Annotated in this window: 18 protein-coding genes; 11 read left to right on the top strand and 7 right to left on the bottom strand. The window is 71.8% G+C overall.

The window, feature by feature from the left end:
- Positions 1-22: 22 nt before the first annotated feature.
- Positions 23-919, bottom strand: coding sequence for an ATP-binding cassette domain-containing protein (locus AB0N90_RS02465; protein ID WP_365192397.1), 897 nt, complete (start codon positions 917-919; stop codon positions 23-25).
- On the bottom strand, positions 916-1482 hold the full coding sequence (locus tag AB0N90_RS02460; RefSeq protein WP_365192792.1) for a MarR family transcriptional regulator: 567 nt from the start codon (positions 1480-1482) through the stop codon (positions 916-918). The genes AB0N90_RS02465 and AB0N90_RS02460 overlap by 4 nt, the downstream gene beginning before the upstream one ends.
- 283 nt (positions 1483-1765) lie before the next feature.
- Between AB0N90_RS02460 and AB0N90_RS02455 the strand changes: the two genes are divergently transcribed.
- Complete coding sequence (locus AB0N90_RS02455; RefSeq protein ID WP_365192395.1) at positions 1766-2575, top strand: RNA polymerase sigma factor SigF; 810 nt, start codon at positions 1766-1768, stop codon at positions 2573-2575.
- Positions 2576-2584: 9 nt separating this feature from the next.
- Here AB0N90_RS02455 and AB0N90_RS02450 read toward each other — a convergent pair whose 3' ends face one another.
- A complete protein-coding gene (locus AB0N90_RS02450; RefSeq protein WP_365192394.1) occupies positions 2585-2926 on the bottom strand; it encodes an ANTAR domain-containing protein in 342 nt (113 codons plus the stop codon).
- A gap of 128 nt (positions 2927-3054) precedes the next feature.
- Between AB0N90_RS02450 and AB0N90_RS02445 the strand changes: the two genes are divergently transcribed.
- A complete protein-coding gene (locus AB0N90_RS02445; protein ID WP_361682983.1) occupies positions 3055-3885 on the top strand; it encodes a VOC family protein in 831 nt (276 codons plus the stop codon).
- Positions 3886-3888: 3 nt separating this feature from the next.
- Here AB0N90_RS02445 and glgX read toward each other — a convergent pair whose 3' ends face one another.
- Together glgX and AB0N90_RS02435 are read right to left on the bottom strand one after the other, a co-directional pair.
- Positions 3889-6042 carry a glycogen debranching protein GlgX gene (gene glgX / locus AB0N90_RS02440; RefSeq protein WP_365192392.1) on the bottom strand — a complete coding sequence of 718 codons (2154 nt, stop codon included), beginning with the start codon at positions 6040-6042 and terminating at the stop codon, positions 3889-3891.
- Positions 6039-6548 carry a pep a2 gene (locus AB0N90_RS02435; RefSeq protein WP_365192391.1) on the bottom strand — a complete coding sequence of 170 codons (510 nt, stop codon included), beginning with the start codon at positions 6546-6548 and terminating at the stop codon, positions 6039-6041. Before AB0N90_RS02435 ends, glgX begins: the two co-directional genes overlap by 4 nt.
- 304 nt (positions 6549-6852) lie before the next feature.
- Between AB0N90_RS02435 and AB0N90_RS02430 the strand changes: the two genes are divergently transcribed.
- The 6 genes from AB0N90_RS02430 (at position 6853) to AB0N90_RS02405 (ending at position 15755) form a co-directional block, all read left to right on the top strand.
- The gene (locus AB0N90_RS02430; RefSeq protein ID WP_361682977.1) at positions 6853-7152 is read left to right on the top strand and encodes a DUF5133 domain-containing protein; all 300 of its coding nucleotides are present in this window, start codon (positions 6853-6855) and stop codon (positions 7150-7152) included.
- 108 nt (positions 7153-7260) lie between these two features.
- On the top strand, positions 7261-9252 hold the full coding sequence (locus tag AB0N90_RS02425) for an alpha-1,4-glucan--maltose-1-phosphate maltosyltransferase (protein ID WP_365192389.1): 1992 nt from the start codon (positions 7261-7263) through the stop codon (positions 9250-9252).
- Positions 9249-10967, top strand: coding sequence for a maltose alpha-D-glucosyltransferase (gene treS / locus AB0N90_RS02420; RefSeq protein WP_361670295.1), 1719 nt, complete (start codon positions 9249-9251; stop codon positions 10965-10967). The genes AB0N90_RS02425 and treS overlap by 4 nt, the downstream gene beginning before the upstream one ends.
- A 31-nt stretch (positions 10968-10998) precedes the next feature.
- Complete coding sequence (locus AB0N90_RS02415; protein WP_365192387.1) at positions 10999-12363, top strand: maltokinase; 1365 nt, start codon at positions 10999-11001, stop codon at positions 12361-12363.
- Positions 12364-12367: 4 nt separating this feature from the next.
- Entirely contained in the window at positions 12368-14575 is a 2208-nt protein-coding gene (gene glgB, locus AB0N90_RS02410) for a 1,4-alpha-glucan branching enzyme (protein WP_365192385.1), read from the top strand.
- A gap of 91 nt (positions 14576-14666) precedes the next feature.
- On the top strand, positions 14667-15755 hold the full coding sequence (locus AB0N90_RS02405) for a glutamate--cysteine ligase (RefSeq protein WP_365192383.1): 1089 nt from the start codon (positions 14667-14669) through the stop codon (positions 15753-15755).
- A gap of 56 nt (positions 15756-15811) precedes the next feature.
- Here AB0N90_RS02405 and AB0N90_RS02400 read toward each other — a convergent pair whose 3' ends face one another.
- A complete protein-coding gene (locus AB0N90_RS02400; RefSeq protein ID WP_037655556.1) occupies positions 15812-16045 on the bottom strand; it encodes a DUF6480 family protein in 234 nt (77 codons plus the stop codon).
- Between the two features lie 311 nt (positions 16046-16356).
- Between AB0N90_RS02400 and AB0N90_RS02395 the strand changes: the two genes are divergently transcribed.
- The 3 genes from AB0N90_RS02395 (at position 16357) to AB0N90_RS02385 (ending at position 20722) form a co-directional block, all read left to right on the top strand.
- Positions 16357-16791 (top strand): ATP-binding protein, encoded by a 435-nt coding sequence (locus AB0N90_RS02395; RefSeq protein ID WP_365192381.1) that lies wholly within the window; start codon positions 16357-16359, stop codon positions 16789-16791.
- Positions 16792-16951: 160 nt separating this feature from the next.
- A complete protein-coding gene (locus tag AB0N90_RS02390) occupies positions 16952-18325 on the top strand; it encodes an NAD(P)/FAD-dependent oxidoreductase (RefSeq protein WP_361670278.1) in 1374 nt (457 codons plus the stop codon).
- A 171-nt stretch (positions 18326-18496) separates the two neighbouring features.
- The gene (locus AB0N90_RS02385) at positions 18497-20722 is read left to right on the top strand and encodes an FUSC family protein (protein WP_365192790.1); all 2226 of its coding nucleotides are present in this window, start codon (positions 18497-18499) and stop codon (positions 20720-20722) included.
- Between the two features lie 34 nt (positions 20723-20756).
- Here the strand turns inward: AB0N90_RS02385 and AB0N90_RS02380 are convergent, their stop codons facing one another.
- Entirely contained in the window at positions 20757-21596 is an 840-nt protein-coding gene (locus AB0N90_RS02380) for a SigB/SigF/SigG family RNA polymerase sigma factor (protein ID WP_361670275.1), read from the bottom strand.
- Between the last annotated feature and the right edge of the window lie 262 nt (positions 21597-21858).

Raw genomic sequence — 21858 nt, 5'->3', positions numbered from 1 at the left:
GGTGTCCTTGCCGAGGGTGCGGTCAGCCGACGCGGCGTGCGGTGCGGCGGGTGCTTCGGACTTCACGGAAACCTCCTCCGGTGTTGTCGTCGAGGCCACTGCCGGCGATGTCGCGGAAGACGTCCTCCAGCGTGGGCAGGGTGTCGGTGCCCTTGCGTTCGGCGAGGCCCCGGCGCAGTTCCTCCGGGGTGCCGAGCGCGCGGATACGGCCGCGGTGCATCAGGCCGACCCGGTCGCAGTACTGGTCGGCCTCGTCCATGTAGTGGGTGGTGACGAGGACGGTCATGCCGGTCGCCTCGCGTACGGCGTTGATGTGCTCCCACACGCCGGTGCGGGCGATCGGGTCGAGGCCGATGGTCGGCTCGTCCAGGATCAGTAGCCGGGGGGCACTGACCAGGGCCTGGGCGAGTTCGAGGCGGCGGATCATGCCGCCGGAGTAGGTGCCTGCGAGCCGTCCGGCGGCGTCGGAGAGGTCGACGGCGGAGAGCGCCAGGTCGACGCGTGCGGCGCGTTCCCGGCGCGGCACGTCGAACACCCGGGCGAACAGGGCGACGTTCTCGCGCCCGGTGAGCCCGCCGTCGGCGGACAGCTGCTGCGGGACGTAGCCGAGCATGCGGCGCACTCCCATGCGCTCCTTGGCGGCGTCGTGCCCGAAGACGCGGACCATGCCGGCGGGGACCGGAAGCAGGGTGGTGATGCAGCGGATGGCGGTGGTCTTGCCGGCGCCGTTCGGTCCGAGCAGCCCGAAGACCTCGCCCTCGTGGACGCCGAGGTCGAGGTCGTCCACGGCCTTGGTCTCGCCGAAGGCGTAGCTGAGCCCGGTGCAGCTGACGGCCTCGGCGCGGGCGGCGGCCGCCCCGTCCGTGGCGGTGGCTGTCGCGGCCTGGGTGGCGGACGTGTCCGCCGGGTCGGTCGTCATGATGGCGTGCCCTCCGTCCAGGGTCCCCCGGGGGCGGCTCCCGCCCCGGCCGGCGCGCTCACGGGCGCCGCCGGGTCCTCGTCCGCCTCGGGGTCCTCGTGCAGCAGGTCGGCGAGCCTGCGCAGGGCCGGGAGGGCCGCGCGCAGGGCGTCGTGGTCGGCGCCGTCGAGGCGGGCCAGACGGCCGCCGACCAGCTCGGCACGGCGGCGGTGCCAGTCCTCCAGGCGCTTCTCGGCGGCCCCGGTCAGCCGCAGCCGCGCGGCCCGCCGGTCGGCCGGGTCGGTCTCCCGGACCAGGTACTCGTCCCGCACGAGCTGATTGACCAGCGTCGAGACGGAATTGCTCGCCAGGTGCAGTTCCTTGGCCGCCTCCGAGACACCGATTCCCGGGCGGGACTCGACCAGCCGCAGCAGCTCCACCTCGGCACCGCGCAGCCGGGGCCCGGTCAGGCCGCCCCGCAGCCGGCGCCGGATCAGCCGCTGGATGCCGACGAGCGCGTCGGTCAGCTCCGCCGGGAAGGTCTCGGGCGCCCCGGGCGGCGCGTCGCCGCCGGGCCGGCGTATCGCTTCGTCTTCCACGTCTGAAGATTACCTCTGCTACAGAGCTATCACCCCTCGGGCAGCCCCAAGATGCGGTCAAGACCGCCATACCGTTTTTCCGGTTATCAGGTGAATTGTTTTGTGATGTCCGAGAGCGGGAAAACGCACATATGTGCTTCGGACAGGAGGCACTTCCGTGGGAGCCGGCCCCAGCGCGGCCTGCCGCCCCCGAGTCCTTTCCCGTGACCGAGCGCGCGCTTCTCCCACGGTGTCTGTCCAACCGGCACCGGCGAGAGAGGTGCGCGCGATGCGTGTCACTGGCAGCACCAGCACCAAGCCCAGATCCCACCCCCATCCTCATGACGACGCGCCCGACACGGGCCGGTCCTTCGCGCGGCTCGCGGAGCTGCCCGACGGCCCCGAGCGCCGGGCGCTGCGGGACGAACTGGTACGGCTGTGGCTGCCCATGGCCGAGCGGATCGCCGTACGGTTCCGCGGCCGTGGGGAGTCCCTGGAGGACCTGTACCAGGTGGCCGCGCTGGGTCTGGTGAAGGCCGTCGACCACTACGACCCCGAGCGCGGCCGTGCCTTCGAGGCGTACGCGGTGCCCACCATCACCGGTGAGATCAAGCGGCACTTCCGGGACCACATGTGGACGCTGCATGTGCCCCGCCGGGTCCAGGATCTGCGCAACCGGGTCCGTACGGCCGTCAAGGAGCTGTCCCAGACCACGCCGGGCCGGCCGCCCACGGTGGCCGAGATAGCCGAGTACACCCGGCTCGACGAGGACGAGGTGCGCACCGGGATGGAGGCACTGGAGTGCTTCTCCGCGCTGTCCCTTGACGCCGAGGTGGCGGGCACCGACGGCTACGCCCTCGGGGACTCGCTGGGCGGCCCCGACCCCGGGTACGACCTCGTGGTGGACCGGGCGGCCGTCAAGCCCTGCCTCGCGGCGCTGCCGGAACGCGAGCGGACCATTCTCTACCTGCGGTTCTTCCGGGGGATGACACAGAACCGGATCGCACAGCAGCTGGGGATCTCGCAGATGCATGTGTCGCGGCTGCTCAGCGGGTGCTTCGACCGGCTGCGGGAGGAACTGCTGGCGGAGACGCGGTGAGATCCAGCTTCAGCCGGAGCCCGGCCGGTCCCGGGCGGGCTCCGGCTCGCGACCGGGGACCTGGGCGGGTCCGTACCGGTCCAGGGCCTCCTCAAGCTCCGCGCTGATCTCGGGCGGCAGCTCGCCGCGACGGCCCCAGATGAGGACCAGCTCGGCGACGTTGCGCAGCCTGATGTTGGTGTGCTGGGAGACGTCCCGCAGCACCTGCCAGCCCTGTTCCGGGGTGACCCGGCCGAGGGCCACCACCATGCCGATCGCCTGGTCCACGACGGCGTGCGAGGCCATGGCCTGCTTCAGCTGGTCGATCTCGGCCTGCAGCGCGGCGATCCGCTCCGGCTCGCTCTCTCCCATCCCCCCATCCTGCGCAGCGGCCTGCCCCCCTGCCACCGGGGGTACTCGACAGGCGCCGCACCCGCTTCCGGTTGGACACTGGAGCCAGAGCGGTGACCCCCGGCCCCGAGAGCAGGACGTTACCGAACATGAACCGAGAAACCCCTGTCAGCGACGGAGCGAACGGCACCGGGCACGGGCCGCGCACGCGTGCGGTCCTCTCCACGCACTCCGTCTTCGGCGCGCCGTGCTGGGTGAGCCTGACCAGCCGCGACCTCCAGGCCACCCAGGACTTCTACACGGCCGTGCTGGGCTGGCGCTGGCGGGGCGCGAAGCTCGGTGAGCACTTCCGGGTCGCGCTGGCGGACGGGGTGCCGGTCGCCGGGATCGCCGCGGTGGCCTCGATGTGGCAGATGGCGGTGGCCTGGACGCCGTACTTCGCGGTGCCGGACGCGGATGTCGCGGTGGCGCGGGCCCGGGAGCGGGGCGGTACGGCGGCGGTCGGACCGCTCTCCTTCCCGCCCGGCCGGGCCGCGCTGCTCGCCGACCGCGACGGGGCGACGTTCGGGATCTGGCAGGGCGAGCTGGTCTCCAACTGGGAGGCATGGCGGCGGGCGGCACCCACGTTCATCCGGCTGCACACCCGCAACGCCTTCGACTCCGCGATGTTCTACGGCGAGATCCTCGACTGGGCGTCGGGGAAGCCGGGGTGCTGCGAGGTCGAGTACGACGGCGACGAGGTCGTGCTGCGCAGCCAGGGGGACGCGGTGGCCCGGATCGACTCGGGCGCGGTGGAGGCCGCCCCGGACCCCTCCGTACGGCCGCACTGGCAGGTCCACTTCGCGGTGGCGGACGTAACCGGCTGCGCCCGGGCGGCGGAGAAGCACGGGGGCAGCGTCCTGAAGGAGAACGACGCGGAGGCGATCCTCCGGGACGCCGACGGCGCCCAGTTCACGGTGATGTCGCGGCGCGTGCGCTGAGCTTCAGCTTCCCTGATCCGCCGCCCGCGAGGGACGGGTCAGCAGGATGAGGCTCCTGGCCTCAACCCGCAGCCGCGTTCCCGCCTTCCGCTCGCGCTCGTCCGGGACGCCCTCCGCGTCCGCGGTGTCGACGAGTGTCGTCCAGCGCTCCCCGAACGTCTCGTCGGGCAGCCGGAAGTCCACCGGCTCCCAGTACCCGTTGAGCAGGAGCAGGAAGGAGTCGTCGGTCAACCTCCTGCCGTACGGGTCGCGTTCGGCGATCGCGTCGCCGTTGAGGAAGACGCCGACGGAGTGCGCGTCGTCGCGCTGCCAGTCCCGCCCGGACATCTCGCGGGCGTCGGGCCGCAGCCACATGAGGTCCGGCAGCGGCTGCGTGGCGTTCGTCGCGGTCTCGCCGCGGAAGAAGCGGCGCCGGCGCAGCACGGGGTGCGCGGCGCGCAGCGCGATGAGGCTGCGGGTGAAGTCCGCCAGGTTCCGCTGCTCGTGGTCGAGTTCCCAGTCCACCCAGGAGATCTCGTTGTCCTGGCAGTACGCGTTGTTGTTGCCGCGCTGGGTGCGCCCGAGCTCGTCCCCGTGGCAGAGCATGGGGATGCCCTGCGAGAGCAGCAGGGTGGCAAGGAGGTTGCGCTGCTGGCGCCCGCGCAGTTCGAGCACGGCGGGATCGGTGCTGTCGCCCTCCGCCCCGCAGTTCCAGGACCGGTTGTGGCTCTCCCCGTCCCGGTTGTCCTCCCCGTTGGCCTCGTTGTGCTTGTCGTTGTACGACACCAGGTCCCGCAGTGTGAACCCGTCGTGCGCGGTGACGAAGTTGACGCTCGCCCGCGGCCGGCGCCTGCTGTGCTGGTACAGGTCGGAGGAGCCGGTCAGCCGGGACGCGAACTCGCCCAGCGAGCCGGGCTCGGCACGCCAGAAGTCCCGTACGGCGTCCCGGTATCTGCCGTTCCACTCCGACCACAGCGGCGGGAAGTTGCCGACCTGGTAGCCGCCCTCCCCCACGTCCCAGGGCTCGGCGATCAGCTTGACGCGGCTGATCACCGGGTCCTGCTGGATCAGGTCGAAGAACGCGGAGAGCCGGTCCACCTCGTGGAACTGCCGGGCCAGGGTGGCCGCGAGGTCGAAGCGGAAGCCGTCGACATGCATCTCGGTGACCCAGTAGCGCAGCGAGTCCATGATCAGCTGGAGTACGTACGGGTGCCGCATCAGCAGGCTGTTGCCGGTGCCCGTGGTGTCGTAGTAATGCGCCCAGTCCCCGTCCACCAGACGGTAGTAGGAGGCGTTGTCGATGCCCCGGAAGGACAGGGTGGGGCCGAACTCGCTGCCCTCGGCGGTGTGGTTGTAGACCACGTCGAGGATGACTTCGAGGCCGGCCGCGTGCAGCGCCTTCACCATGGCCTTGAACTCGTTGACCTGCTGGCCCCGGGTGCCGAAGGCGGCGTAGGAGTTGTGCGGCGCGAAGAAGCCGATGGTGTTGTAGCCCCAGTAGTTGGACAGGCCCCGGTCCTGGAGCACCCCGTCCTGGACGAACTGGTGCACCGGCATCAGCTCGACCGCCGTCACCCCGAGCGCGGTCAGATGCTCGATGACGGCGGGATGGGCGAGCCCCGCGTAGCTGCCGCGCAGCCGTTCGGGGACGTCCGGATGGGTGCGGGTCAGTCCGCGCACATGGGCCTCGTAGATCACGGAGTCCGCGTACGCGGTGCGCGGCGGCCGGTCGTCGCCCCAGTCGAAGTACGGGTCGGTGACCACGCCCAGCATGGAGTGCCCGGCGCTGTCGGCGGGGGCCGGGCCGTCCGGTGAACGCTCGTACAGGGAGGCGTGGTTGTCGATCTGGCCGTCCACGGCGCGCGCGTACGGGTCGAGCAGCAGCTTCCGCGGGTTGCAGCGGTGGCCGAGCGAGGGCTGCCAGGGGCCGTGCACCCGGTAGCCGTAGCGCTGACCGGGCGCGACGCCGGGCAGGTAGGCGTGCCAGACGAAGCCGTCGACCTCGTGCAGCCGGACGGAGGTCTCCTTGCCGGTGTCGTCCACGAGGATCAGGTCGACCCGCTCGGCGACCTCGCTGAACAGCGCGAAGTTGGTGCCCGCTCCGTCGAAGGAGGCGCCCAACGGGTAGGGCTGCCCGCTCCAGACGGGCAGCCCTTTCCTGGTGGTGCGGGCGCTCACCGGCTGCCCTCCAGGCTGTCACCGGCGGGTGCGGGCGCGGCCAGGACGGCCACCTGATGCCGCCGCGGCTCCTTCAGGCCGGTGCTCAGGAACGGCTCCGGCGGCAGCGGCACCAGTGGCACCCGTTCGCCGGCGCGGGCGCGCTGCGAGAACCAGATGATCTTGGCTCCGGTCTCGGCGGCGCAGCAGCCCCAGCCGTCGCTCATGGCGGCGATGTCCGCGAGGCAGGCGCGCAGATCCTGGTCCGGGCGCAGTTCGGGGTCCTCGTCACCGAAGGCGGTGATGAGGTGCTGGCCGTTCCACCACATCTCGATGGAGGTGTGCTTGTCGCGGCCGTGCTGGTCGATCGCCCGCAGCAGCAGTTCGGCGCCGCGGCAGACGGGGGCCACGAGATTGTCGAGGTCCCAGTGGCGGAGGTGGGCGGCCAGGATGCGGCTGACCTGTCCCACCCGGTCCGGGCTGACTTCCACGTCGAGGTGGTAGTAGCAGGGCACTGCGGTCTTCATCGTCGCTTGCTCCTCACCGGCGAAGCTCTCGCTCCCCTCGCCCTGTCCGGGAGGGATCCCGGACACACAGCGTGAGCGGTGATCGCTTCTGAGTCATCTCCAACGGTGCGGGCGCTACGCCATTCGTGCAACACGAGCACACACCGTTCCAAGTGGTTGAAGCTCCAACAAGACGCTGCGTCCACGCGCGTGCACCATGAGTGAAAGCCTCGATCGCCGTAACGGTGCCGTGCCCACCCCTGCGCGGACGCCACCCGACCGTCGGGAACGCGCCCAGTCGAGAGCGTGGAGGGTGAACAGGGCCATGCTGCTACCCGCCAAGGCCGAAGTGGCCCGGCAGTTGCGGCGTTACCGGGCGTGGGAGCGCGTGATGCTCGCCTCGCCGTACGACCGCACGGTCCGGGCCACGTTCGAGGACTCGGGGTACACCTTGTGCGTTCTGATGGGCAAACGCTGTGCCCGCGAGGCGGCGGACGCGGCGGAGCGGTATCTGCGCACGAGTCAGGTCGGCTATCTGCGCGAGCAGGACGGACGGCCGATGTCGCGCCGTTCGGTGCGAAGGGCGCCGGCTTCGGAGCGGCGTTCCACGGCGCCGAGCTCCTGAGCTGGCACCGTACAAGGCGTTCCCTTCGGGGACCGGCAGGGGCCGGCCCCGCTCTCGGATCGCGAAGCCGGGCCGGTGCCCGGCTTCGCGCACGGCGGAGGTGATTACATGCGCAGGACCCCGGCCATCGGCCGTGTACCGGTACGTGACGTCCGGCCGGCCGTGGAGTGCGGCAGGCGCCCGGCGAAGGCGGTGACCGGGGAGACCTTCCAGGTCACCGCGACCGTGTTCCGGGAGGGGCACGATGCCGTCGGTGCCAATGTGGTCCTGCGCGATCCCAGGGGCCGGCGCGGCCCCTGGACCCCGATGCGCGAGGTGTCTCCCGGCAGCGATGTGTGGGGCGCCGAGATCACCCCGGACCTGACGGGCCGCTGGACCTTCCGGGTGGAGGCGTGGAGTCATCCGCTGGCGACCTGGCGGCACACCGCCTCGGTGAAGGTGCCGGCCGGGATCGACACCGGGCTGGTCCTGGAGGAGGGCGCCGAGCTGTACGAGCGCGCCGCCGCCGGGGTGCCCAGGGGCCCGGAGCGCGAGCTGGTGGCCGCCGCCGCCCGCGCCCTCGGCGACGACTCCCTCTCGGTCCACGAGCGCTTCAGGCCCGCGCTCTCCCCCCGGGTCCGGGAGGTCCTGGACCGTTACCCGCTGCGGGAGTTGGTCACCGCCTCGGACCCGATGCCGCTGCTCGTGGAGCGGGAGCGCGCCCTGTACGGCTCCTGGTACGAGTTCTTCCCGCGCAGCGAGGGGACGGCCGAGAGGCCGCACGGCACGTTCCGGACGGCGGCCCGCCGTCTGAAGCCGATCGCGGAGATGGGCTTCGACGTCGTCTATCTGCCGCCGATCCACCCGATCGGCGCCACCTTCCGCAAGGGCCCGAACAACTCCCTCACCGCCGGTCCCGACGACGTCGGGGTGCCCTGGGCGATCGGCTCCCCCGAGGGCGGCCACGACGCCGTCCACCCGGATCTCGGCACCATCGAGGACTTCGACCACTTCGTGGGCGAGGCAGGGAAGTTGGGCCTGGAGATCGCCCTGGACTTCGCCCTCCAGTGCTCCCCGGACCACCCCTGGGTGCACAAGTACCCGGAGTGGTTCCACCACCGCCCGGACGGGACGATCGCCTACGCGGAGAACCCGCCGAAGAAGTACCAGGACATCTATCCGATCGCCTTCGACGCCGACATGGACGGGCTGATCGCGGAGACGGTCCGGGTGCTGCGGCACTGGATGGACCACGGGGTGCGGATCTTCCGCGTCGACAACCCGCACACCAAGCCGGTGGTGTTCTGGGAGCGGGTCATCGCCGAGATCAACCAGAAGGACCCGGACGTGATCTTCCTGGCGGAGGCGTTCACCCGCCCCGCCATGATGCAGGCCCTGGCGCAGATCGGCTTCCAGCAGTCGTACACCTACTTCACCTGGCGCGAGACGAAGCAGGAAATCACCGAGTACCTGGGCGAGTTGTCGGGTGAGGCGGCCGCCTATATGCGGCCCAACTTCTTCGCGAACACCCCCGACATCCTGCCCGGCCACCTCCAGCACGGCGGCCGTCCCGCCTTCGAGGTCCGTGCCGTGCTCGCCGCCACCCTCTCCCCCGCCTGGGGCATCTACAGCGGCTACGAACTGTGCGAGAACACCCCGCTGCGCCAGGACGGCGAGGAGTACCGCGATTCCGAGAAGTACCAACTCCGGCCCCGGGACTGGGAGTCGGCCGAGCGTGAGGGCCGTACGATCGCGCCGCTCCTCACCCGGCTGAACGCCGTCCGCCGCGCACACCCGGCGCTACAGCGCCTGCGCAACCTCCGCTTCCATCGGACCGACAACGACGCCGTGCTCGCCTACAGCAAGAGCACGGGGACGGACACGGTCATCGTGGTCGTCAATCTCGACCCGCATCACGCCCAGGAGGCCACGGTCTCGTTGGACATGCCGCAACTCGGCCTGGACTGGGACGCCGAACTGCCCGTACACGACGAGCTGTCGGGCGAGGCGTACCACTGGGGCAGGACCAACTTCGTGCGCCTCACGCCGGGCCGCGCGCCGGCGCATGTGCTCCATGTCCAGCGATCGACGCACCGGAACGGAGGGCCCGCAGCGTCATGACCGTGAACGAACCCGTACTGGACACCTTCGAGGACACCCCTGCCCGGGACCGGGACCCGCAGTGGTTCAAGCGTGCCGTCTTCTACGAGGTCCTGGTCCGCTCCTTCCAGGACAGCAACGGCGACGGCGTCGGCGATCTCAAGGGCCTGACCGCCAAGCTCGACTATCTCCAGTGGCTCGGCGTGGACTGCCTGTGGCTGCCGCCCTTCTTCAAGTCGCCCTTGCGGGACGGCGGTTACGACGTCGCCGACTACACCGCGGTGCTGCCGGAGTTCGGTGACCTCGCCGACTTCGTGGAGTTCGTGGACGCGGCCCACCAGCGCGGCATGCGCGTGATCATCGACTTCGTCATGAACCACACCAGCGACCAGCACCCGTGGTTCCAGGAGTCGCGCAAGGACCCCGACGGCCCCTACGGGGACTACTACGTCTGGGCCGACGACGACAAGCGGTACGAGGACGCGCGGATCATCTTCGTGGACACGGAGGCGTCCAACTGGACGTACGACCCCGTGCGGGGCCAGTACTACTTCCACCGCTTCTTCTCGCACCAGCCGGACCTCAACTACGAGAACCCGGTGGTGCAGGAGGAGATCCTGGCCGCCCTGAAGTTCTGGCTGGATCTCGGCATCGACGGCTACCGCCTCGACGCGGTCCCCTACCTCTACGCGCAGGAGGGCACCAACTGCGAGAACCTGCCGGCCACGCACCAGTTCCTGAAGCGGGTGCGCCGGGAGATCGACGCGGGCTACCCGGACACCGTGCTGCTGGCCGAGGCCAACCAGTGGCCCGAGGACGTGGTCGACTACTTCGGCGACTACGAACGCGGCGGCGACGAGGCCCACATGGCGTTCCACTTCCCCGTCATGCCGCGCATCTTCATGGCGGTGCGGCGCGAGTCCCGCCACCCCGTCTCCGAGATCCTCGCCAAGACCCCGGCCATCCCGTCCGGTTGCCAGTGGGGGATCTTCCTGCGCAACCACGACGAGCTGACCCTGGAGATGGTCACCGACGAAGAGCGCGACTACATGTGGGCGGAGTACGCCAAGGACCCCCGGATGCGCGCCAACATCGGCATCCGCCGCCGCCTCGCGCCGCTGCTCGACAACGACCGCAACCAGATCGAGCTGTTCACCGCCCTGCTGCTGTCCCTGCCCGGCTCGCCGATCCTCTACTACGGCGACGAGATCGGCATGGGCGACAACATCTGGCTCGGCGACCGCGACGCCGTCCGCACCCCCATGCAGTGGACCCCCGACCGCAACGCGGGCTTCTCGACGTGCGATCCGGGGCGGCTGTACCTGCCCACGATCATGGACCCGGTCTACGGCTACCAGGTCACCAACGTGGAAGCGGCCATGTCCTCGCCGTCCTCACTGCTGCACTGGACCCGGCGCATGATCGAGATCCGCAAGCAGAACCCCGCCTTCGGACTCGGCTCCTACGACGAACTCCCGTCCTCCAACCCCGCGGTGCTCGCCTTCCTGCGCGAGTACGAGGACGACCTGGTGCTGTGCGTCCACAACTTCTCCCGCTTCGCCCAGCCCACCGAGCTGGACCTGCGGGCCTACGACGGACGCCACCCGGTGGAGCTGATCGGCGGGGTGCGCTTCCCCGCCATCGGTGAACTGCCCTACCTCCTCACCCTCCAGGGGCACGGCTTCTACTGGTTCCGGCTCACCCGAGTCGCATCCCGCATCGGCCGCCGCCGCTGAGCGCACGGCGCCGAGGAAAGGACGCGTCACCATGCCGAAGACCATCACCCTCCGGCCGAGAACCGCGGCCGGAGCCGACGGCCCTCTCGCCTCGCTCGGCGGGCTGCTGCGCGAGTGGCTGCCGCGCCAGCGCTGGTTCGCGGGCAAGGACCGGCCCGTGACCGATCTGTCGGTGCTCAGTGTGACCGAGCTGTTCCCCGGGTGTCTGCATCTGCTGGTGCACGCCTCGCACGCGCCGGTGCCCACCCCCGGCGGCACTCCCCCGCCGGGCGACTGCTACCAGCTGCTGCTCGGGGTGCGCGAGCAGCTCGCGCCGCGTCTGGAGCGGGCGTTCATCGGGCGGGCCACCGCGGGCCCGCTGGCCGGACTCGCGGTCTACGACGCGCTCTACGACCCGCGCGCGGCGAGCCTGCTCCTGGAGCGGCTGCGCCGGCCGGGCAGCGCGGGCCCGCTGCGCTTCGCGGCGGACCCCGCCGCCCCGGTGCCCGGGGGCCTGCCGCCGCGGCTGCTGGACGCCGAGCAGTCCAACACCTCGCTGGTGTACGGCGACGCGTACATCCTCAAGCTGTTCCGCCGTATCCAGCCGGGCGTCAACCCCGATCTGGAGGTGTCGGCGGCGCTCGCCGCGCAGGGTTGCACCCGGGTGCCCGCGCCGGTCGCCTGGTTCACCACCAGCGCACCGCGTCCGGCCACACTCGGGGTGCTCCAGCCGTTCCTGCCGGACGCCACCGACGGCTGGACGCTGGCGCTGGGCGCGCTCGCCGCGGGCGACGACTTCACCGCCGAGGCCCGCGAGCTGGGCCGCGCCATGGCCGAGGTGCACCTCGCGCTGGCCGAGGCGTTCCCGTCGGCCGGGCCCGGCGAGAACGGCCGTACCGCCGACGCCATGTGCGCGCGCCTGGAGGCCGCCGCGCACGCCGTGCCGGGGCTCAAGCCCTTCGTGCCCGGGCTGCGGGCCGCGTTCGGGGCGCTCGCCACCTGCGACACCGGGCCGCCCGCCCAGCGCATCCACGGCGATCTGCACCTCGGACAGGTGCTGCGGGCCGGCCGCGACTGGTTCGTCATCGACTTCGAGGGCGAGCCGTCCCGGCCGCTGACCGAGCGGCGGGCCCCGCAGTCCCCGGTGCGGGACGTGGCGGGGATGCTGCGCTCCTTCGACTACGCGGCCCGGCAGCGCCGCCCCTGGCGACCCGAGTGGGCGCGCCGCTGCCGGGAGGCGTTCTGCGCGGGCTACGCGGCCCGCGCGGGCTGGGATCCACGCAAGAAGCACGCGCTGCTGCGCGCGCACGAGACGGACAGGGCGGTGTACGAGGTGCTGTACGAGGCGAGACACCGGCCGGACTGGCTGCCGGTACCGATGGCGGCGATCAAGCGGCTCGCGGTGTGGGGAGGCTGAGGGCATGGCACTGCGCGACACGTCGCCGCCCGAGACCGCGGGCCCGGGGCAGGCCGCGGCCACCGCACTGGACCCCGCCGAGCGCGACCGGCTGCTGGCCGGGGCGCACCACGATCCGCACGCCCTGCTGGGCGCCCACCCGGTGCCCGGCGGCACCCTGTTCCGGGCGCTGCGCCCGAACGCGCGGGCGGTGAGCGTCCTGGTCGACGGGATGGCCAACCCGCTCGTCTCCGAGGGCGGCGGGCTGTTCGCGGCCGTGCTGCCCTACCCCGAGATCCCGCCGTACACGCTGCTGGTGACGTACGACGAGGAAGAGCGGGAGGTGCACGACCCGTACCGCTTCCTGCCCGCCCTCGGCGAGCTGGACCTGCATCTGATCCGCGAGGGCCGGCACGAGCAGCTGTGGCAGGCGCTCGGCGCCGAGCCGATGACCCATGAGGGCGTGGCCGGCACCCGGTTCACGGTGTGGGCGCCCAACGCCCGAGGGGTGCGGGTGGCCGGGGACTTCACGTACTGGGACGGCACGCAGTACCCGATGCGCTCGCTCGGCGCGTCCGGGGTGTGGGAGCTGTTCCTGCCCGGGATCGGCGAGGGCGACCGCTACAAGTTCGAGATCACCTCCCGCTACGGCCACCGGTTCCTCAAGGCGGACCCGATGGCCAGGCGCACCGAGGTGCCGCCGGACACCGCCTCGGTGGTGACGGTCTCGCACTACGCGTGGGGCGACGAGCGATGGATGGCGCACCGCGGCGACATCCCGGTGCACGAGGCGCCGTTCTCCGTGTACGAGGTGCATCTGCCTTCCTGGCGACCAGGGTTGACGTACCGTCAACTGGCGGACGAACTGCCCGCGTACGTCGAGGAGATGGGCTTCACGCATGTGGAGCTCATGCCGGTGGCCGGGCATCCGTTCAGCGGCTCCTGGGGCTACCAGGTCACCTCGTACTACGCGCCGACCCCCCGGCTCGGCTCGCCGGACGACTTCAAGTACCTGGTGGACGCGCTGCACCGGGCGGGCATCGGCGTGATCATGGACTGGGTGCCGGCGCACTTCCCCAAGGACGACTGGGCGCTGGCCCGGTTCGACGGGGATCCGCTGTACGAGCCCGGGAACGCGAAGCGCGCCGAGCACCCCGACTGGGGGACGTACGAGTTCGACTACGGCCGTATCGAGGTGCGCAACTTCCTTGTCGCCAACGCCGTCTACTGGTGCGAGGAGTTCCACATCGACGGGCTGCGGGTGGACGCGGTCGCCTCCATGCTCTACCTCGACTACTCCCGGGACTCCGGGCAGTGGGAGCCGAATGTGTTCGGCGGGCGCGAGGACCTGGACGCGGTGGCGTTCCTCCAGGAGATGAACGCCACCGTCTACCGGCGCTGCCCGGGGGTGGTGACCATCGCCGAGGAGTCCACCGCCTGGGACGGGGTGACCCGGCCGACCGACAGTGGCGGGCTCGGGTTCGGGCTGAAGTGGAACATGGGCTGGATGCACGACTCGCTCCAGTACATCCAGAAGGAGCCCGTGCACCGCAAGTACCACCACAACGAGATGACCTTCTCGATGGTGTACGCCTACAGCGAGAACTACGTGCTGCCCATCTCGCACGACGAGGTGGTGCACGGCAAGCAGGCGCTGGTGTCGAAGATGCCGGGCGACTGGTGGCAGCGGCGGGCCAACCACCGCGCCTATCTGGGCTTCATGTGGGCCCACCCGGGCAAGCAACTGCTGTTCATGGGACAGGAGTTCGCGCAGGGCGCCGAGTGGGCGGAGCAGCAGGGTCCCGAGTGGTGGCTGCTCGCGGACGACTACCACTCCGCCGGTGACCACCGGGGCGTCAAGGCGCTGGTGCGGGATCTGAACGCGCTGTACCGGGCGACGCCCGCGCTGTGGCAGCGGGACACCGACCCGGACGGCTTTCGCTGGGTGCTGTGCGACGCGGCGGAGGACAACGTCTTCGCGTTCCTGCGCCACGCCGCCGACGGCACCCCGCTGCTCGCGGTGTCGAACTTCTCGCCCGTGGTCCGCGAGGACTACCGGCTGGCCGTCCCGGCGGAGGTCCCGGCCTGGCGGGAGCTGCTGAACACCGACGACATCGGCTACGGGGGCGGCGGCATCCCGGTCGGCGCGCCGGGGGCGCTGAAGCCGGCCGACGGCGGGCTGCGGCTCACGCTGCCGCCGCTGGCCACGGTGTTCCTGGGCCCGCTGCGCTGAAGGCGCAGGTGTCGGCGCCCGCCGCAGGGGCAGTCGGGGTGCATACACAACCCTGGCTGCCCCTGGTCACAGGGCGGAGAGGCGGCATCGAGTGCGCACCGTCGGAGTGGAGGAGGAGCTCCTCCTGGTCGATCCGGACAGCGGCGATCCAAAGGCGCTGGCGGCGCCCGTGCTCGCGCGGGCCGACCGGGACGATCCCGGGCAGGACGTGTTCGAGAAGGAACTGTTCGGGCAGATGCTGGAGTTCGCCACCCATCCGCAATCGGACATGGCGGACCTCGGCGACGAGATCGTGCGCTGCCGCAAGGAGGCGGCCCGGCACGCCGGGCAGATCGGCTGCGCGGTCGCCGCGCTGGCCACCTCGCCGCTGCCGGTGAGCCCCTCGCTCACCGTGAACGAGCGCTATCAGTGGCTGTCCGAGCGCTATGGCATCGGCACCCGGGACCAGTTGGTCTGCGGCTGCCATGTGCATGTGTCGGTGGAGTCCGACGAGGAGGGCGCGGCGGTGCTGGACCGGCTGCGGCCCTGGCTCCCGGTGCTCACCGCGATCAGCGCCAACTCCCCTTTCTGGCAAGGCCATGACAGCGGCTACGAGAGCTATCGCAGCCGGGTGTGGTCGCGCTGGCCGTCGGCCGGACCGACCGAGCTGTTCGGCTCGCCCGAGCGCTATCACCGGCGGGTGGCGGACATGGTGGCCACCGGGGTGATCCTGGACGAGGCGATGGTGTACTTCGACGCGCGGCTCTCCGCGCGCTATCCGACGGTCGAGGTGCGGGTCTCGGACGTATGTCTGTCCGCGGACACCGCGCTGCTCGTCGCGACCCTGGCCCGGGGCCTGGTGGAGACGGCCGCCCGCGACTGGCGGGCCGACCGGCCGGCGCCCGAGCACAGCGTGAGCCTGCTCCGGCTCGCCTCCTGGCAGGCGGCGCGTTCGGGGCTCGAAGAGAAGCTGCTCGACCCCGTGAGCCTGCGGCCCCGGCCCGCCGCGCGGGTGCTGTACTCACTGCTCGACACGGTCGGGGACGCGCTCGACGCCTGCGGGGACACGGACCGCGCCGAGAAGGGCATCGAGGATCTGCTCCGGCACGGCAACGGCGCGCGCGAGCAGCGGCGGATCGTGGAGGGCGGCGGCACCCTGCGGGACGTCGTCACGGAGTGCGTGCGGCACACGCAGGGGTGACCCGGCCCACCGCGAGGCGGGCTGTCGATACCGGAATGTCGATGGGGCCGGATCGGTCAGTGGATCAGGACCAGGGCGTACACCAGGAAGAACGCGGCGAACAACACCACGAGGACCAGGATCAGCGCCAGCGGCGCCTTCCCCCAGCCGCGCTGTGTCGCCCCCGGCTCGCGGACCGCGGCCTGGGGCATGCTGCTCTCCGCGGGCGGGGTCTCGCCGGGCGGCACCGAGCCGCCGGGTTCGAGTCCGGTGGTGCTCTCGGGTTCCGGATCGGGGCTCACATGGCTCATGTCTGGACTCATGTCCCCCGAGTCCCCAGCGTGCGCCCACCTCACCGGTCTTTCCCGCGGGCGGCCGAATCGGCCGACAGGGCGGTGTGCCGCGCCGGGTGTCCCAGGGTCTACGGTGTCCTGCGGAGCCGTTCGCGCCGCGCGACGGGCTGCTCGCAGCCGGTGAGGCCGTGCCATGAGGCGATCAGTCGGACGGATATCCGGCCCGGCTGTGGGAACCCGCAGCACAGCGAGAGATCAGCGACGACGACCGTCCTGGCCGCACGGGGCAGCACAGGGGCCCCTCGTGGCCGAGGCCGGGGGATGCGGAGATGGCGACGGAGCCGCGTGGGGACGAGACACCGCCTTCGGAGGAGACGTACGAGCGTGAGTTCTCCTTCGCGGGGGAGCTGCGCAACGTCACGGAGGCGCGGCTCGCCGCGGAGGACTTCCTGGGCGCACTGGCCCGGGTCGCGCCGCCCGGCGAGCACGAGTACTGGGACGACATCCTGCTGGTGGTGACCGAGCTGGCGGCGAACGTCATCCAGTACGCGCCCGGCCCGTTCGACCTGCGGATGCGACGCACCTTCGACGGGGTGCACGTGACGATGCGCGACACCAGCACCACCAGGCCGGAGCCCCGGCCCTTCCATCCGCGCACGGGCGGCGGCGGCATCGGCTGGCATCTGGTGCACACACTGTGCAGCCAGGTCAGTGTGGTGGTGCACGGCGAGGGCAAGGACATCCATGTGTTCCTGCCCTGGTGAGGGCGGCGAGGTGTAACCCGGCACGGACCGGTTACTCCACCGCGTGCCGCACCCGGCTGGCGCAGCGGCCCGGGTCGCGGTGGTATCGGAGTTGGTGCGCAGCGCTGCGGGGTATGCGAACGGCGTCGAGCCGGATCACCGCCCGCAACCGCGGAAAGGGATGGACACCGTGACACGACCCAGGATCCTCGTGGTCGGCGCCGGCTTCGCCGGAGTCGAGTGCGTCCGCCGTCTGGAGCGGAAACTCGCCCCCGACGAGGCCGACGTCACCCTGGTGACGCCCGTCTCCTACCAGCTCTATCTGCCACTGCTGCCCCAGGTCGCCTCCGGTGTGCTGACACCGCAGTCGATCGCGCTCTCCCTGCGCCGCAGCAGGCGGTACCGCACCCGGATCCTGCCGGGCGGTGCGATCGGCGTGGATCTAAAGGCCAAGGTCTGTGTCGTACGCACCATCACCGGCAAGGTCGTCAACGAGCCGTACGACTACATCGTGCTGGCCCCGGGCAGCGTGACCCGCACCTTCGACATCCCGGGCCTGACCGAGCACGCCTTCGGCATGAAGACGCTCGCCGAGGCGGCGTACATCCGCGATCACGTCATCTCCCAGCTGGACCTCGCCGACGCCAGCGACGACCCGGCCGAACGGGCCGCGCGGCTCCAGTTCGTGGTGGTCGGCGGCGGATACGCCGGCACCGAGACCGCCGCCTGCCTCCAACGGCTCACGCACGCCGCGGTACGACGCTATCCGCGCCTGGACCCCGGGCTGATCCGCTGGCATCTGATCGACATCGCGCCCAAGCTGATGCCCGAACTGGGCGAGAAGCTCGGCCGGAGCGCGCAGGACATCCTGCGGCGGCGCGGCATCGACGTGTCCCTCGGGGTATCGATCGAGAAGGCCGGTGCGGAGGAGGTCACCTTCACCGACGGCCGGGTGGTGCCGACGCACACTCTGATCTGGACCGCGGGTGTGGTGGCCAGTCCGCTGATCGCCACGCTGGGCGCGGAGACGGTCCGCGGCCGGCTCCTCGTCGATCCCGAGCTGACCGTGCCGGGGCAGGACGGGGTGTTCGCGCTCGGCGACTCGGCCGCCGTGCCCGATCTCGCCAAGGAGCAGGAGGGCGCGGTCTGCCCGCCGACCGCGCAGCACGCCTCGCGCCAGGGCAAGCGGGTCGCCGAGAACGTCATCGCGACCCTGCGCGGTGCGCCCCTCCAGCCGTACCACCACAAGGATCTGGGCCTGGTCGTGGACCTCGGCGGCAAGGACGCGGTGTCCAAGCCGCTCGGCATCGAGCTGCGCGGGATGCCGGCGCAGGCGGTGGCCCGCGGCTACCACTGGTCGGCGCTGCGCACGGGCGTGGCCAAGGCCCGGGTGATGACCAACTGGACGCTGAACGCGCTGGCCGGGGACGACTTCGTGCGCACCGGCTTCCAGGCCCGCAAGCCCGCCCGGCTGAAGGACTTCGAGTTCACGGACTCGTATCTGACGCCGGAGCAGGTGCGGGCCCGGGCGGAGAGCGGCGTCAACAGCCCCTGACGTGACCCGGATCACCGAGGGCCGCCGACGCGCTGCCGGCCGCGACCCCGGCCGAGAGCGGGTGAACCGGACCCACGTGCGATGCTGGAGCAAAGATCGGTTTCTGGCACGGGTTCACGGACGGGAGAGCGCGGCGGCGTGAGGGCAGCGGGACGGTCGGGGCGGGTAAGGATCTGGGACCGGGTCGCGGCATGGGATCCCGGACTGCTCAGGCTGACCGCGGGGCTGCGCACGGTCGTCTCGATCGCCCTGACCCTCGCCGTGCTCGCCGCGCTGGGCGCCCCGGTGCCGCTGCTGGTGGCCGGGGCGATCGCGGCGATGGTCGCGACGTTCGCGATCCGCGAGAAGCAACGCCACCGGCAGGCCCTGACCCTCGCGATCGGGCTGCCGGTGGCGCTCGTCTCGGTCACCCTGGGCACGCTGCTGAGCCAGTACGTCGTCGCGGGTGACCTGTTCTTCGTGGCGCTCATGTTCAGCGCGGTCTACAGCCGGCGGTTCGGCGACCGCGGCCATGCGCTCGGGCTGATCGGCTTCCAGACGTACTTCCTCTCGCTGTTCGTGCACGCGACCCCGGCCCTGCTGCCGAAGCTGTACGGCGTCGTCATGGTCGCGTTCGGCTGCGCCGCCCTGGCCCGGTTCGTGCTGCTGCCGCAGACCCCGGCGGGCACCCTGGACCGGCTGCGGCAGGCGTTCCGGGCCCGGCTCGCGCAGCTGATCGACACTCAGATCGAGCTGCTGGACGCGGGGCCCGAGGACGCGGAGAAGGTGCTGGAGGAGCTGCGCACCGGCACCGCGCGGCTGCACGAGACGGCGCTCCTGATCCAGGGCCGGCTGGAGGACGGCACCTCCGACGAGGCGGTGGCCCGGCTGCTCCAGCGCCGGATCGCGGACGCGGAGATCGCCGCCGAGCGGCTCGGTCTGCTGTTGCTCACGGCGCGCAGCGCCGAGCGCACCGACACCCTCACACTGCATCTGCCGGGCGCCCCGCTGCCCTCGGGCGGCGAGCTGCCGGTGCGCGACGAGGCCAGGGCCGAACTGCGCCGGGACCTCAAGGCGCTGCGGCTGCTGGCGCTGCGCCCGGCCGGCGAGGCCGCGGGCACCGCGCTCGCGCATGTGCGCAACCGGCTGCTCGGCTATCGCGAGGAGGAGAACCTGCCGCAGGCCGCCCCGGCGGTGCAGGACGTCTTCCGCGGTCTCGGTGAGACGGCACGCGCCGCGCTCGGCCTGCGGCTCGCGCTCGACGGGCCGCAGGACGAGTCCGAGGACTCCCCCGCCACCGCCCGCTCACGCGAGGAGCTGGACGCGGAGGACGCCGCGATCGAGGTCAGCGAGGAGACCGAGCCGGAGGACACGGAGCCGGGCGGGCTGCGCCGGCCCACCACCCGGGCCGCCGTGCAGATCGCCGTCGGCTCCTCGCTGGCCATCCTCGGCGGCGAGCTGCTGTCCAGCCAGCGCTGGTACTGGGCGGTGCTGACCTGCTGGATCGTGTTCATCAACACCGCGTCCACCGGGGAGATCCTGGTCAAGGGCTATCGGCGGCTCCTCGGCACGGTGCTCGGTGTGATCGCCGGTATCGGGCTCGCCGGGCTGGTCGGACACCACACCTGGACGGCGTTCGCGCTGGTGCTGCTGCTGGTGTTCGCGATGTTCTACACCGCGCCGCTGTCGTACACGCTGATGTCGTTCTTCGTGACGGCCGCGCTGGGACTGCTGTACACCCTGCTCAACACCTACACCGCGGCCGTGCTGGTGCTGCGGATCGAGGAGACGGCGCTGGGCGCGGCCTGCGGGGTGATCGCGGCCGCGGTGGTGCTGCCGATCCACACGGACCGCCGTACGAACGAGCTGCTGGTCACGGTTCTCGACCGGCTCGCGGAGGTCACCCGGGGCGCGGTCGACCAGCTCAGTGGCGGCTTCGGCGGCGATCTGGTGGAGCAGGCGCGGGAGTTGGACCAGGCGCTGGCCGATCTGCGCTCCGCCACGCAGCCGCTGACCCATCCGATCACCCCGATGCGGGCCCGCCGCAACACCGCCCGCTATGTGGTGGCGCTGCTGGAGACCTGCGCGTACCACGGGCGGTCCCTCGCGGCGACGGCGGAACTGCTGCCCACGCACCCCTCGATCGCGGCGGATCCCCGGCTGCGCGGGGCGGGCGCGCGGATCGTGCGGAACATCGAGACGATCGCCGCGCAGGTGGCGGACCCGCGCGCGGAGGGGGAGATCGAGACCGGCCCCAGCATCGCCTCGATGCTGGAGCCGGGAACCCTGCGCACCCCGCGCTACGGCCGGGTCACCGACCGCGTGCTGCGGCATCTGCAACGCCTCGACGAGGCGGTCTCGGGTCTCGCCCGCCCCCTCGGGCTGCGGCCGGAGGCGTCACCGGCGAAGAAGCGGTGACGGGTCGCCCGGCGGACGTCGACGCGGCGGGCACTCATGCGGCGCCACCGGGGCGGCGGCCCACCGCCTCGTCGCGGACGCGGGCGCAGCTGCGGCTGATCAGCCGGGAGACATGCATCTGGGAGATGCCCAGCTGATCGGCGATGCGGCTCTGCGTCATGTCCTCGAAGAAGCGCATGTAGAGGATGGCCCGTTCGCGCTCGGGCAGCCGGCGCAGGCCCTCCTTGGCGGCCTCGCGGTCGACCACGACGTCGTACGACGTGTCGGTGGCGCCGAGGGTGTCGGCGAGGCTGTAGCCGTCGTCGCCGCCGGCCAGTTCGGCGTCCAGCGACAGCGTGCTGAAGCTCTCCAGCGCCTCCAGGCCCGCGGCGACCTCCTCCTCGGTGAGTCCGGTGTGGGCCGCGAGGGCGGCGTTGGTGGGCTCGGGACTGCCCGGGTTCTGGGTCAGCTCGCGGCGGGCCACGCGCACCCGGTTGCGCAGTTCCTGCACCCGGCGGGGCACCCGAAGCGCCCACATCCGGTCCCGGAAGTGGCGCTTGACCTCGCCGGTGATGGTCGGCACGGCGTAGCTCTCGAACGCGCCGCGCGAGGGGTCGTACCGGTCGACGGCCTTCACCAGGCCCAGCGCGGCCACCTGGCGCAGGTCCTCCACGGACTCGCCGCGGTCACGGAAGCGGCCCGCGATGCGGTGCGCCATGGGGAGCCAGGCGGCGACCAGTTCATCGCGTACGGCGTCGCGTTCGGGACCCTCCTCCAGGTCCGCGAGCCGGGTGAACAGTTCCGCGGTCTCCGGGGCGTCGTCGTGGCTCCGGCGTGCGGTGTGGGTGGCGGGGTCGGGTGTGCCGGGACGGCCTGTCGACATGTCGGTCAGCATGCGGAATCGCTCCTGAACGTGGTGTCTGGGCGCGGTCGGAAGCGAGATTCCGACGTGCGGCCCGAACGGTGCTTGTCAGGGTTCGCCGCGGGAATGCCGGGGCCCGCCGGAGGGGGCCCCAGCGGTTGATCTACCCGCTGGGCCTGCGCCTCCGGTCCGAAGCACGAGATTCCGTCTGCCCGCCGCCCCGGTGGGCAAACACCCTTGCCGGAAGGAATCCGGTGAGCGGGGTGAAAGCCGAGGTCACGGGGGTGTGCAAGCG

Origin of the sequence: Streptomyces sp. NPDC093018 (assembly GCF_040684035.1) — a bacterium.
GTDB lineage: Bacteria > Actinomycetota > Actinomycetes > Streptomycetales > Streptomycetaceae > Streptomyces > Streptomyces murinus.
Note: the sequence above shows the minus strand (reverse complement) of the source record. Positions and strands in the feature narration are given on the sequence as shown.